Below are 12,969 nucleotides of genomic sequence, written 5' to 3'. Positions count from 1 at the left end.
TCCCAGCCGGGCAAGGACTCGGCGGAGACACCCAGATGCGCGGCGAGCGCGGTCTGCTCCGGGTGGGGGTGGCCCAGCAGCGTGATCCGGGCCGTCGGCAGCGCCTGGACAAGCAGCCGTGCGTCGTCGGATGGGAGGTCGTGCACGTTGTCGATGACGACCGCGATGGCTGCGCCGTCGTGGGCCAGTCGGCCGTGCACGGCCCGAAGGACGTCGATGCCGGCCCCGCTCGGCAGGCTCACGGCGTCGGGCCCGCTCAGGTGCCGGGCAGCAACCTCCCGGGCCAGCGCACCGGGCACCACCGCGGGCGGCATCTGGCCGGCATCGAAGTAGGTGACCGGGAGCGGGCACCGGGCGGCGGCGTGCGCCGCCCAGTGTGGATTCCCGGCCCCGGAGAAGCCCGTTACCAGCCGCACGCGCTGCTCGCCCGTCAGCTCCGGTTCGCCGCCATGCGGCCAGTAGACGTCGGGAACCAGGGGAAAGGCCTGCAACTCCTCGACGAACTGCTCGTACAGGGCGGGCAGTTCACTGGCATGGAAGGCTCGCCCATGGGCTCCGGCACTCGCGTACTGGATGCGGGCAGCCAGCTTCCACACCAGCGTCTGCGCTCCCAGGGACCCGAACGGGACCTGGGCGGGTGAGTAGCTTACTAAAAAGTGGCTACTTCCCAAGAGAGAGTTACGTCGGTGTACTGGCGGTGGAAACACCCAGTCCGAAGGAGACACCACATGTCCATCGCCGTTACCGGTGCTACTGGCCGCCTCGGCCGTCACGCCGTCGAGACGCTGCTGCGCCGCGGCGTACCGGCGTCGAAGATCATCGCCACCGGCCGCGACACTGAAAAGATCAAGGACTTGGCCGACCGCGGTGTCAGCGTGCGCCGCGCCGACTTCGCGGACACCGAGAGCCTCGCCGCGGCCTTCGACGGCGCGGAAAAGCTGCTGCTCGTCTCCACCACCACGCCCAGCGAGCGGATCGGCAACCATCGCCGCGCCATCGATGCCGCCAAGGCGGCAGGCGTGTCACACCTGGTGTACACGAGCACCGCCAACGCCGAATCCGCGCGCATGCTCCTAGCCGAGGCGCACCGGGAGACCGAGCGGTACCTGCGGGCCGCCACGATCCCGTTCACGATCCTGCGCAATGGCTGGTACCTGGAGAACTACACCTCCCAGCTGCCGCTGTACCAACAGCACGGCAGCATCGCCGGTGCCGCCGGCGAAGGACGGGTCAACGCCGCGACCATCGCTGACTACGCCGAGGCCGCCGCGACCGTCCTGACCGCTGACGGGCACCTCGGAGCGGTGTACGAGCTCGGCGGCGACGAAGCGTTCACGCTCACCGAGCTGGCCGCGCACGTGTCTGCCGCCACCGGCCAGAACATCGTCTACACCGACCTGCCCACAGACGAATTCATCGCCCTACTGGTCGGAGTGGGCGTGCCGGAGGGCCTCGCTCACGTCTTTGCCGACTCCGACCTCGGCCTGGGCCGCGGAGAACTGCTCGCCGACACAGGCGACCTGCGCGGCCTCCTCGGCCGGAGGACCACCACCCCTGCCGAGGCGATCGCGGCCGCGCTCGCCCAGTAACCTCTCCGCCACGGCCCGCGAACCCCACGAGGTTCGCGGGCCGGTGTTGTGGACGGCGCATTCCCTCCCAGTCGCCACCCTGATTGACTGGCACAACCGCGATACGAGGTGGCCCCGTCACGTCTCTTCAGTCGGCCATGACTGGCGATTCGGATGCCTCCTGTTCGCATCGGCACGGACGTCCCGCTTCGTGCCGACGCGTGCGCCCCCAAGGAGCGGGCAGCGTGAGTCACTTATCAAGCGTCAGGAGCGCGCCCTGCGCCCCGAGTTCCTGCCGAGTCCGGGCACCGAGGTCGTCCGCGGAGTCACTCATGAGCGCCGCGGCGATACCGGCGGCGTGGCCGGTCGCCAGTGCGGTGCCCATGACTCGGACGGACGCGCCGATGACACGGTCGCCGCCGAGCATCCGTCCGGCTGCGAAGAGGTTGGCTGTGTCGGCGCTTCGCAGGTTGTCCAAGGTGATGCCGAATACGCGGTCACCGCCGATCCCTACCCATTCGGACGGCTCACCTGTCCCGGGGTGGAACTCGCTCGGCCAGGCGCCGAGCGCGATGCTCTCTGGCTGCGTGATGCCGTTGTGGAGCGTGTTGTCGCGCAGGGGAGTGTGCGCGGTGAGGTGGCGTGACTGGCGGATGCCCAGTTCTGGACCGGTGGAGACGATGTATGCCGATGCACAGCCAGGAATGCGACGCAGCACCTCAAGATGGGCCCAGGCTTGCCTGCGGGCGTGTTGGGTCGCCGCGGTATAGGCGACCGGGTCGAGTGGGTTGAGGTCTTCGTCGGCCAGGTAGACGACCACGTCTGCGGAGAGGGGCAGCCGCATGACGAAGCCGCTCGAGGAGGTGAGGTCGGGAAGACCCTCGCGCTGGGCTTGGCGGACGGCTGCCGCGACGGTGTCGGGCGTGACGTCCGCGTCCGGGGCGATGCCGCTGTAGCGGGTGGCCATGGTGGCCGTCTGGAGGCGGCCGGCCGCGCCGATGGTGAATTCCGCGCCGGCCAGCGCGGTGGCGGTGGCGTCGCCGCTGGTATCGACGACGGCGGTGGCGGTGGCGATGATGTGGTTGCCCGCATAGTCGACGTAGGTGATCCCGCGAAGGGTATCGCCGTCGCGGTCGACCGCGATCAGGGTTGCGGAGAGTCGGACGTCGACGCCGCTGTCGGCGCAGAGTTGGTCGAGTGCGCGCTTGCCGGCTTCCGGATCGAGGAAGACGACTGCCCAGTAATCGCGGCCGACCACGGCCATCTCGCTGACCCCGCCCAGCCTGCGCAGCGCGGTGAGCAGGTCGTCGGCAACACCGCCGACGGCTTTTCGCGGGGTGGGCTCACATGTCCACAGCCCGCAGTAGCCCAGGACGTTTCGTATGGTCGCCGCACCGCCGAGGGCGGTGGAGCGTTCGAGCAGCAGGGTGCGCGCCCCGGATCGGGCGGCACCGCAGGCGGCTGCGACCCCTGCGGTGCCGCCGCCGACCACGACCACGTCGTAATGCGGGGCGGAACGACGGGGACGACCCGATTGACCACCTCGACCAGAACGGCCGTGGTGACCGGCAGGATCAGTGCGGTTGGCGTCGTCGGCCGGAGGGGTGCCGGCATTGGGCGCGGGTCTCTCGGGCGTCCTCACGCGGCAGCTCCGTCCATCGCGTCCGCACAGAGCGCGCCTCGGCCTGACCCGGCGACCGAGTCGGCAGCGACAGTTCCCGGGCCGACGAAGTGGAGGCGGCGCGCGCATGCCCCGCTCTCGTGGGTAAGTCCGACGCACCTCGTTGCGCTGCGGCCGCTAGCCACGATCCGATCCGCGGCCACGCCGGGTTCCAGCAACTGCCCGGTTCCCTGGCGGCCGGGGCGCCCGACAGCCCCTGTGAACAGTATCGGTATGCGCTTCCCCTTCTCTGGTCGATGAGACTCACTGGCCCCTACCTAACTTGCCTGACTTACCTGCGGGAAGTACCGACCTGGAAGTTAGCTGCTAACCGCTTATACTGGACGTCGTGACAAGCACCGAACCGTCCTGGGATCCGTATGCGCGGGAATGCCCCTCGCGTGATCTGCTCAATCGCATCGGCGGTAAATGGACCGTCCTGGTGCTGGGGCAGCTCGCCGACCGGCGTCCCCACCGCTTCGCCGCGATCCGCGACCAGATCGAGGGCGTCAGCGACAAGATGCTTACCCAGACGCTGCGTCATCTCGAAGAAGACGGCCTGGTCTCCAGGCAGGTATATCCCGAGGTCCCGCCCAGGGTCGAGTATCGGTTGACGGCCTTGGGGGCGACCCTGCGCGGTCCGCTCGCCGCCCTCCGGGACTGGTCGATCAGCCACACAGCTGATGTCATCGCGGCCCGGGAGTGCTACGCCAGGACCAACGTTCGGCGCAGCCCGTCCTGACGCCGCCATCGCTGTTGGCCACCTGCGGATGTGCCGTAGCGTTCTGATTCGCACCTTCCTTACAAAAAGGTAGGTACTTACTGCAGGAAAGCCCAAGTCGTAGTGTCGCTGCCGCCCGGGTTCCACCGGGGCTGAGTGAAAGGCGACGCATGGGCGCGCTCGGGGAAGTCGAAAGATGCGACGTGGTCGTGGTCGGTGGTGGCACCGCCGGTGCGGCGGCGGCGGTGGGCGCACTCTGCTGATCGAGCGGTCAAGCGCGCTCGGCGGCGCGGCGACGCTGCGCAACGTGCTCGGCTACTGCGGCCTGTTCACCTGCGACGGCCGTTCGAAGAAGGCGGTCGGCGGGGTCGCCGACCGCGCCCTCGCTCGGCTTTCCGAACTCGGGGGCGTGAGCCGGTACGGCGTCGTCGCCGGACAGTGGACGGTTCCGCTGTTCGACCCGGAAGCCCTGAAGCGGGCCATGGACGACCTCGTGGCACAGGCAGGTGCGGAGGTTGTCCTCGGCGCCGCCGTCATCGGTGCGCAACGCGACGACGACCAGGTCCGGACGGTCGAGTACGTCGACTTCGGCGGTCACCACCACACCGCGACGGCAGACGCCTAAGTCGACGCAAGCGGCGACGGCACCCTCTCGGCACTCGCGGGCGCCACGGTCGAAGTCGGCGCGGAAGGGCGGACGCAGACCGCGACGATGTCGATTCGGTTCTCCGGCTTCTCCGGGGACGCACGCCCCGAACTGGAAATGATCCGTAACGCCGTCCGGTCCGCGGCGGTGGACGGCACGCTTCCGATCACGTCGAGTTCCGGCTTCATCGGTGTTCTGCCGGTCTCCGGGGACGTCATCGCCTATCTCGCGGACGAGGATCTCGACCCGCTCCAGGCCTGGTCCTATACGGAGGCAACGCGCCACGCACGCAGGCAGGCGTGGGCGTACCTCGAGGTGCTGCGCGGACTGCCAGGCTGCGAGGACGCCTACATCGTCTCGACCGGACCGGAACTGGGCATCCGGCAGAGCCGTCATCTGGCGGCAACCACCCCGCTGAGCGACGAGCAACTCGTCGCCGGCGCGATCGGTCCCGCGAGTGTCGCACTCGGCGCCTGGCCGAGTGAATACCATCCTGGCAGCGGGAATCCGGCCGAGTGGCAACTCGAGCCCCGGCGGGCCGCCTACACCTTCACGCTGCTCGGACCGCGCGTCGTGTACGGCACCGGAGTGGCACAAGCCGAACTGGCCGCCGAACTCGACCGTCTTCAAGCTCGACGCGTCCTGCTGGTGGCCAGCCCGCGCGAGCGGAAGTCGCGGGAGGACCTGCTCGGCCTGATCGCCGACCGCATCGCCGGGCACGTCACCGATGTCCGCCGGCACGTGCCGGCGGATCCGCGAGGCCGGCCACCGCCCTGGCCCGGGAGATCGACGCGGACTGCCTGCTGAGCATCGGCGGCGGCTCGGCCGTGGGCACGGCCAAGGCCGTCGCCTTCGAGACCGGGCTGCCCTGCGTGCGGTCATCATCGCGGCGAACTTCCTGACATGGAGGGTGAGCCGGTCGAGCTCGGGATCCCGTTTGCGCAGGCGGTGGAGCTTGTCGGCGTCCTGGTCCCGGAGGGTCTCGGGATGGGTCGTGATCCAGGAGTTGACCTCGCAGACCGACGGCGGCTTGGGGGGTGCGTGTCCGCGCCCGGTTCGGTAGCGCCGCAGATGACGCTGGACGGCCAACTCGCCACCGTGATAGCCCAGTTGTTGGATCTCGCGGTAGAGCTGGACGGCGTTTCTGACACCTTCGTTCCAGCGCCGGTGCATGCCAGGCAGGTGATCGTCTTGTTCCGCTCCCGCGGCGCCAGCAACCCGGTCAGATACTCAACCGGCGAGCAGTCATCCTCAGCCCCCAGCACGGCAGTTGACTCGTACCACCGGCCTACGACCAGCCCGACCCGCCGTCAACCCACACCACCACCGGATTAACGAACTACCGGTATCTGCGGGAAGACTTCAGATCTCATGCGCTGCCGGTGCCCGATGCCCCGTCAGCCGACCACCCAGGGGCGACGAGGGCTTAGCGCTTCAGACCACCGCAGCCCACATTCGTGCGGCCACGGTGGCGCAACCGCGTCCCTGCTGCCGCGCGATGGTGTATCACCCCCGTATCACCCCCGTATCAGCGCAGGTCAGGCCTGCGGTGGCGGGCTCAAGGGCTCCCGGACCCCGCGGGGTTCCGCTGTCCCGTACGGCATGATGGAGCCCCGGCCCCGGCGCCTCTCACGATGGATGTACATGTCTGATTCCGCCCACGAGAACCCTGAGGCTCCGCAAACCGCTGCGCCTTCCGCGACCGCAGTGACCATCCTCCTCGTCGAGGACGACGCGGTGATCCGCAGATCCGTCGCGATGGCCCTGGAACGCTACGGCTACCACGTGACCGTGGCGGGCGACGGGCTGACTGGTCTGGAGCTCTTCCGGGAGGCCCACCATGACCTACTGCTGCTCGACGTGATGCTGCCGGGCCTGGACGGGATTGGACTGTGCCGCCGGATCAGGGAGACCAGCATGGACCCGATCCTGATGATGTCCGCGCGCGGCGATTCCCTCGACGTGGTCTCGGGCCTGGAATCCGGTGCCGACGACTACGTGGTCAAGCCCGTCGACACCGCCGTCCTGGTGGCCCGGATCCGCTCGCTGCTGCGCAGGGCCACCGCGGTCCCCGCCGCACAGGCCGGCGGGGCCGAGCGCCCCGCCGCGCCCCGCCTGCTGGTCTTCGGCGACCTGGTGATCGACCCCGCGGCTCTGGAAGTCCGCCTGGACGGCGAGGAAATCGCCCTGGCCCCGACCGAGCTGCGGCTGCTGCTGGAGTTCGCGGCGCACCCCGGCATCGTGCTGGACCGCCAGACCCTGCTGCGCAACGTCTGGGACTACGGCTGGGACGGTGACACGAGGGTCGTCGACCTGTGTGTGCAGCGGCTGCGCAGGAAGATCGGAGCTCACCGCGTGGAGACGGTCCGCGGCTTCGGGTACAAGCTGCGGCGCTGAACCGGAGAGCCGAGATGCCGATCGCACACGCGCTGAACCCCCGCTCGATACGCTGGAAGATCATTTTTCTGGTTGCCATGGCCTGTTCCGCGATGGCGCTCACGGTCGGTGTGCTGGTGCACGAGTCCACGCTGAAGTGGTCCCTGAACGAAGGCGAGTCCCAGGCCTGGCAACAGCTCGACGCGGAGGTACGGGACGCCCGGGCCTCCGGTCGGCAACCGCCCCTCGCGGACCCCAGCAGGCTTCCGGAATCCCTGCTGCGACAGATCGAGCTGCACGGCCGGGGCAGCGTCTACGAGAAGGAGCTGCCGGCCCCCACCTTCTGGGTGGCGAAGAAGCAGGGCGGCCGGCTCTACGCCACTGAGTTCGACATGACGGCCGACCTGCTCACCAGGCAGGCCCTGGACCGCCACATGTGGAAGTACTCACTGCTCGCCCTGGCCGTTGTGATCCCGGCCACAGCCCTCTCGATGGAACTTCCGACCAGGCGGCTGCGCCGGGTGGCCCGCACCGCCCGCCGTATCGCGGCGGGCGACCTGGACGCCCGCACGAACATGGGCAGCCGCACACGCGACGAGATCAACGCCATCTCGGCAACGGTCGACGCGATGGGCGACAGCCTGCGCGAGCGCATCGCCACCGAGCAGCGCTTCACCGCCGATGTCGCGCACGAGCTGCGCACGCCGCTGATGGGACTGGTCACCTCGGCCGGCCTGCTTCCCGAAGGGGAGGCCACCGATCTGGTCAGAGGCCGGGCCCGGGTACTGCGCGACCTGGTCGAGGACCTGCTGGAGATCTCCCGTCTCGACGCGGACGCCGAGCGGCCACAGTCACGGCCGGTGGACCTGGCCGAACTGGTCGAGGAGTCGGCGGTGAAGACCGGCGTGACGGCGCGGGTGAGCGCCCACGGCACACCGCTGGCCGAGACCGACCCGCGACGCCTGGACCGGATCATCGCCAACCTCGTCGTCAACGCCCATCGCCACGGCGCCGGCCCCGTGGAGATCACCGTCGCCAAAGCGACGATCACTGTACGGGACCACGGGCCCGGCTTCCCCGCCGACCTCCTGGCCCACGGCCCTCAGCGGTTTCGTACCGGCGTCGCCGAGCGGGGCCGCGGGCACGGCCTGGGCCTCACGATCGCATGTGGTCAGGCGAAGGTGATCGGGGCAACCCTGGACTTCGCCAACCACCCTGAGGACGGGGGAGCGGTGGTTGTGCTGCGCCTGCCCACGGACGTCCCCGCAGCTGCCCGGTGACCCGGACCATCCCGCCTCGCCCCGGCCCGGAAGCCTTTCCTTCCTCCCCCTTGCCGGCACTGATACACAGCTGACGGGTTCCTGAGCGCCCGTAGCGCTCCGCTGCCCGTCGTCCGGACGAACCGCCCCCGCAGCCTTGCGATGTATCGCTCACGTACGGCGCCCCCTGAGGTGGCTTTCCCGATGTTTCTTCACCCTGCCCCACGCCATCACGTCCGGATCGGTCTGCTGGCCCTGTTCCTACCGGTGGGCCTAGGTGCCACCGTGATCGTCGCTATGGCACCTGACGACACCTCCGGCCCTACGTCCGCCTCCCGCACCAGGCTGGACAGCGCCTGGCGAGCGGCCGTGGACGACGGAGCGATCCCCTGGCCGGAGGAAGGCCAGACCGCGGTCGGACTCCAGGGCATATCGGCCACAAAAACGCGGGGCGAACAGCTCCCGGTGCCGATCGCGAGCCTGACCAAGGTGATGACCGCCTACGTCATCCTCAAGGATCACCCCCTCGAACCGGGCGAACCACGAGTACCACGGCCGACCAACTGGAACTGACCCGGCAGGCGATGGAGATCCCCGTCTTCCGCGACATCGTGGCCAGCCCCACCGCCACCGTCCCCGGCATCGGTCTGATCCACAACTCCAATCCCCTGCTGGGCACTTCAGGTGTCGTCGGCATCAAGACCGGCTCCAGCACCCCGGCGGGCGGCAACCTCCTGTGGGCCGCCGAGGTCCGCGTCGGTGACCGTACCCGACGGTTCCTCGGCGCGGTCCTGCACCAGCGAGCGAACACCACGCCGGACGAAGGACTCCAGGCGGCGCTGGACAGCAGCCGCGCACTGATCGACGGGCTCCGCGACCAGCTGGCCTCGGCGCGAACAGAGAGCTGAAATGAGTATGACGCGAACACAGGCAGAGAGCGGCGGGCGAACCCAGGAGGCGGTACCCGAAGGTTCGACCAATGTGCCGGGGACGACCGCCGGGGCCTCTTCCCCACAGCCCCCGCTCCGACGGCTCCGGCCGCAGCGGTTGCGGCCGCGACGGTTCCGTCGGCGGGGCACGCTGACCACGGGCGGCTGCGTCCTTCTCGCGCTGGTCGTCCAAGGCCATCGCTTGATCCCCAACACCCCCGGCCGTCTGGGCAGCCTGGCCGACACCCTGCTTCCCTGGACGGCCCTCGCCCTTCCCGCCCTGCTGGCAGCGGCGCTGCTACGCAGATCGCCGGTGGCGACGGTGGCCTGCGTCCTGCCGATCGCCGTCTGGCTGGCCACCTTCGGCGCCTCACTCGCCGACAAGTCGTCACCGGGCGGTGACCTCACCGTGGTCAGCCATAACGTCAACCAGAACAACCCCGACCCGCGCGGCACCGCCCGCAGCCTGATCGCGTCCAAAGCACACATCCTGGCACTCGAGGAACTGAGCCCCGACACAGCACCCGTGTACGAGCGCGCCCTGGCCTCCTCGTACCCGTACCACTTCTACAACGGCACGGTCGGCCTCTGGAGCACCTACCCCCTGCGCCACGCCCGCGCGGTGCCGATCATGCCGTGGACCCGGGCCATGCGCGCCACGGTGGTCACCCCCAAGGGCCCGCTGGCCGTTTACGTCGTTCACCTGGCGTCAGTCCGCGTCCGCCCCGACGGCTTCGCCACACTCGCACGCAATGAGGCCCTCGACCGCCTCACGGCCCCTCTGCACGAGGAACGGGTTCAACGCGTCGTCGTCATGGGCGACTTCAACGGATCAACCGACGACCGCGCGCTGCGCCCGCTCACCAGGAGCATGACCTCAGCCCAGTCGACGGCGGGCCAGGGCTTCGGCTTCACCTGGCCATCGCGCTTTCCGGTCGTCCGGATCGACCAGATCCTCCTCAAGGGCGTGAAAGCCACCTCGTCCTGGAACCTGCCGGTGACGCCGAGCGACCACATCCCGGTGGCGGCCCGCATCGACCTCGGGGACGAGGAGCACACCGCAGTCCGGCAGCCGGCGTCTGCCCGCCGCAGCGGACCGCGGTGAGTCGTATGCCCGGAGCGTGCGGCCCGGACACAGTGATCGGCCCCGGACCGGCCGGCCCACCGCGACTGATACACGACAGATGCCTGCCGAAGTGGTGGCCGATGCCCGGGGGTTACGACGCGGAGACGGGGCCCGGCCAGAGTGCCCGTGCACGGCATCGAAGACAATCGGCTCACTCTTGGAGGCCCCCTCTCATGCCACCAGCTGTCATGCTGCGCCGCGGGACACTGCTTGCCGCGACGGCGATGCTCAGCGGACTGATGCTCCCTTCGGCGTCCGCCGCGCCGAAGGACACCTCAGGCCTGGACTGGCGTCCTTGCACGACCGTGGCCAAAGACTGGCCCATACCGGGCGACACCCGAACGGAGTGCGCTGAACTGCGAGTTCCCCTGGACTACTCCAAACCGCAGGGCCGCAAGATCAGCCTCGCGGTCAGCCGGATCAAGGCCGACGGACCAGGACGCAAGGCCGAACCCCTGCTGTACGGCCCGGGCGGCCCAGGGGTGTCGAACCTGGCGTCACCGGCACGTGTCCTCGAGACCGGGCTGCGCCCGCTCGCCGCCAACCGCGACATCCTCGGCATCGACGACCGGGGCACCGGCTACAGCGACAGGATCGACTGCGACGGGGGGCCGGGCGTCGATGTTCCCGCCACCGCCGGACCACGGGAGCGCGCCAAGGCGGCCTTCGACGAGTACGCCGAGTTCAACAAGCGATGCGCGGCAAAGGACCCCGAGTTCGTACGACAGCTCACTCCGGCGAACGCTGCCCGCGACATCGACTCCTTCCGGCAGGCGCTCGGCGCCTCGAAGATCGACTTCTACGGTGTGTCGTTCAGCACCGCGGTCGGCATGGCCTACCGGTCCCTGTTCGACGACCGGGTCCACCGCATGTGGCTGGACTCGGTGATGCTGCCCGTGTTCGACCATTCCGTGATGGATGGAGACATAGAGGCAGCTGGAGGCGGCATCGACAACTTCGTCCGTTGGCTGGCCCGGCACGACGGGGAGTATCACCTGGGCACGGACAGGGCCGCCATTGCGAAGCGGCTGATCGGGCTGCGTGACGAACTGGACCGCCGGCCCCGTGCCGTCGGTGACGAGGTGATGAACGGCGACTGGGTCGCCTCCCTCCTCGCCTCCAGGCCCAGCGACTGGGTGACGTCTGCAATCAACCTGGTGAGCGTCCTGGAAGGCGGAACGCCGGGACCCGCAACGAAGGCCAGAGGGGCAGCGAAACGGCGGCCCTTCGCTTATGACGCTCCGTGGCGCGGCCTGAACGGCCTGCAGTACGACGCGATGATGTGCAACACCGACACCAGCGGGACCAGCTTCGCCGACATGTGGGGCGCCCTGCAAGCACGTCGCACCGCGGATCCTGGCCTCGGCGGACTCTACTTCACTGCCTGGTGTGCGGACTGGCCCTTGCACGCCCCACCCACACATGTGGTGCGGGGACACAGCCCGCTCCAGCTCTCCGGGCACAAGGACGAGGACATCACGCCCTACCGATGGGTTCAGGAGGCCCAGAAGGCGACAGGCGGCGCTCTGCTCACCGTTCAGGACGACGTACACGCCTCTCTTGCGCAGCTTCCCTGCGTTTCCAAGGTCCTGGCGTTCTTCCGGAGCGGCAAGACCACCAACGGCACCTGTCCCGGCGATCGGTGACCGACCCCTCACGGCATGGAGACACTATGAAACGTTCCTTCAGGACCGGTGCCCTGCTCGGCGCCGCACTGTTCGGCCTCGCGGTCCTGGCGCCCGCCGGATCTGCCGCGCCGGCCCTCCCCACCCCCCCTTCCAGCATCACGACAGCGGTCGCACCGGCCGATGCGACCGCCCCGGCGAAGCCGACGGGACCGGTCCATGCGGCCTCGCCGCGGGACAAGACCGACTTCACCGGTACGGTCGACGTCGATGGCTGTTCGGGCTCGGTCGTACGGATGCCTGACTCGACGGCCGGTGACCGGGCGTTGGTGATGACCAACGCCCACTGCTATGAGGGGGCCTGGCCCGTCCCGGGCGAGGTGCTGGTGAACCAGCCCTCCCACCGCCTGTTCAACGTGCTGGGCCGCTCCGGCGACACCGCGGTGCAGTTGCATGCGAGCAAGGCTCTGTACGTCACCCTGACCGGTACGGACCTCGCGCTGTACCAGGTCCGGAACACCTACCGGGAACTGGAACGGGACCACGGAGTCACTGCTCTGACGCTGTCCACACACATGCCTTCCCGGGGCACGGACATCCGGGTCGTGTCGGCAAGCCTGAAGGAGCAGTTCACCTGCAAGATCGACCAGCTCGCCTACCGCGTCCTGGAGTCGGGGAACGCCACCAAGGACGTCCTGCGCTACACGCCCGCATGCGACACCGGTTCCGGCACCTCGGGATCCCCCGTGCTCGCTGGCGGAAAGATCGTGGGAATCAACAACACCAGCAACCACGACGGTGGTCAGTGCACGCTGGACAACCCCTGCGAGATGGCCAGGAACGGAACGATCACCACACACAAGGGGATCGGCTACGCCACGCAGACGTACTGGCTGACCACGTGCATGGCACCGGGAAACCGCCTGGACCTCAACCGCACCGGCTGCCTGCTGCCCCGCCCAGACCCCCGACTCTAACTGAGCGCTTGGTCCCGGTGGTTCGTGTTTGGTCCTGGCTCAGGTTCCGCGCCAGTTCGGGGTGGCCTCGCCGGTGAGGCGG

At 69.1% G+C, this 12,969-nt stretch carries 11 protein-coding genes and 1 pseudogene; 11 read left to right on the top strand and 1 reads right to left on the bottom strand.

Features of this window, described 5'->3' with window-relative positions; translation table 11 throughout:
• Nucleotides 1–35 precede the first annotated feature (35 nt).
• On the top strand, nt 36–641 hold the full coding sequence (locus G5C60_RS13875; protein WP_165258642.1) for a hypothetical protein: 606 nt from the start codon (nt 36–38) through the stop codon (nt 639–641).
• Nucleotides 642–728: 87 nt separating this feature from the next.
• Complete coding sequence (locus tag G5C60_RS13870; RefSeq protein ID WP_165258639.1) at nt 729–1,589, top strand: SDR family oxidoreductase; 861 nt, start codon at nt 729–731, stop codon at nt 1,587–1,589.
• A 229-nt stretch (nt 1,590–1,818) separates the two neighbouring features.
• Here G5C60_RS13870 and G5C60_RS13865 read toward each other — a convergent pair whose 3' ends face one another.
• A complete protein-coding gene (locus G5C60_RS13865; RefSeq protein WP_165258637.1) occupies nt 1,819–3,066 on the bottom strand; it encodes an FAD-dependent oxidoreductase in 1,248 nt (415 codons plus the stop codon).
• Nucleotides 3,067–3,577: 511 nt separating this feature from the next.
• Between G5C60_RS13865 and G5C60_RS13860 the strand changes: the two genes are divergently transcribed.
• The 9 genes and pseudogenes from G5C60_RS13860 (at nt 3,578) to G5C60_RS13820 (ending at nt 12,887) form a co-directional block, all read left to right on the top strand.
• Complete coding sequence (locus tag G5C60_RS13860; protein WP_338145813.1) at nt 3,578–3,970, top strand: winged helix-turn-helix transcriptional regulator; 393 nt, start codon at nt 3,578–3,580, stop codon at nt 3,968–3,970.
• A 175-nt stretch (nt 3,971–4,145) separates the two neighbouring features.
• Nucleotides 4,146–5,402 (top strand): annotated as a pseudogene (locus G5C60_RS13850) (FAD-dependent oxidoreductase).
• Nucleotides 5,403–6,302: 900 nt separating this feature from the next.
• Nucleotides 6,303–6,992 carry a two-component system response regulator CseB gene (gene cseB / locus G5C60_RS13845; RefSeq protein ID WP_338145812.1) on the top strand — a complete coding sequence of 230 codons (690 nt, stop codon included), beginning with the start codon at nt 6,303–6,305 and terminating at the stop codon, nt 6,990–6,992.
• A gap of 14 nt (nt 6,993–7,006) precedes the next feature.
• The gene (locus G5C60_RS13840; RefSeq protein WP_165258630.1) at nt 7,007–8,251 is read left to right on the top strand and encodes a sensor histidine kinase; all 1,245 of its coding nucleotides are present in this window, start codon (nt 7,007–7,009) and stop codon (nt 8,249–8,251) included.
• Between the two features lie 183 nt (nt 8,252–8,434).
• The gene (locus G5C60_RS51960) at nt 8,435–8,803 is read left to right on the top strand and encodes a hypothetical protein (protein WP_241266775.1); all 369 of its coding nucleotides are present in this window, start codon (nt 8,435–8,437) and stop codon (nt 8,801–8,803) included.
• A gap of 11 nt (nt 8,804–8,814) precedes the next feature.
• Nucleotides 8,815–9,138 (top strand): hypothetical protein, encoded by a 324-nt coding sequence (locus G5C60_RS51955; protein ID WP_241266774.1) that lies wholly within the window; start codon nt 8,815–8,817, stop codon nt 9,136–9,138.
• A gap of 7 nt (nt 9,139–9,145) precedes the next feature.
• Nucleotides 9,146–10,264 (top strand): endonuclease/exonuclease/phosphatase family protein, encoded by a 1,119-nt coding sequence (locus G5C60_RS13830; protein WP_165258712.1) that lies wholly within the window; start codon nt 9,146–9,148, stop codon nt 10,262–10,264.
• Nucleotides 10,265–10,458: 194 nt separating this feature from the next.
• On the top strand, nt 10,459–11,931 hold the full coding sequence (locus G5C60_RS13825) for an alpha/beta fold hydrolase (protein WP_165258628.1): 1,473 nt from the start codon (nt 10,459–10,461) through the stop codon (nt 11,929–11,931).
• 26 nt (nt 11,932–11,957) lie between these two features.
• Nucleotides 11,958–12,887 carry a S1 family peptidase gene (locus tag G5C60_RS13820; RefSeq protein ID WP_165258626.1) on the top strand — a complete coding sequence of 310 codons (930 nt, stop codon included), beginning with the start codon at nt 11,958–11,960 and terminating at the stop codon, nt 12,885–12,887.
• The last annotated feature ends 82 nt before the right edge of the window (nt 12,888–12,969 follow it).

Origin of the sequence: Streptomyces scabichelini, assembly GCF_011045015.1 — a bacterium.
GTDB classification, from domain to species: Bacteria; Actinomycetota; Actinomycetes; order Streptomycetales; family Streptomycetaceae; genus Streptomyces; species Streptomyces scabichelini.
The sequence above is the reverse complement of the archived record's forward strand: the minus strand, read 5'-3'. Positions and strand labels throughout refer to the sequence as shown.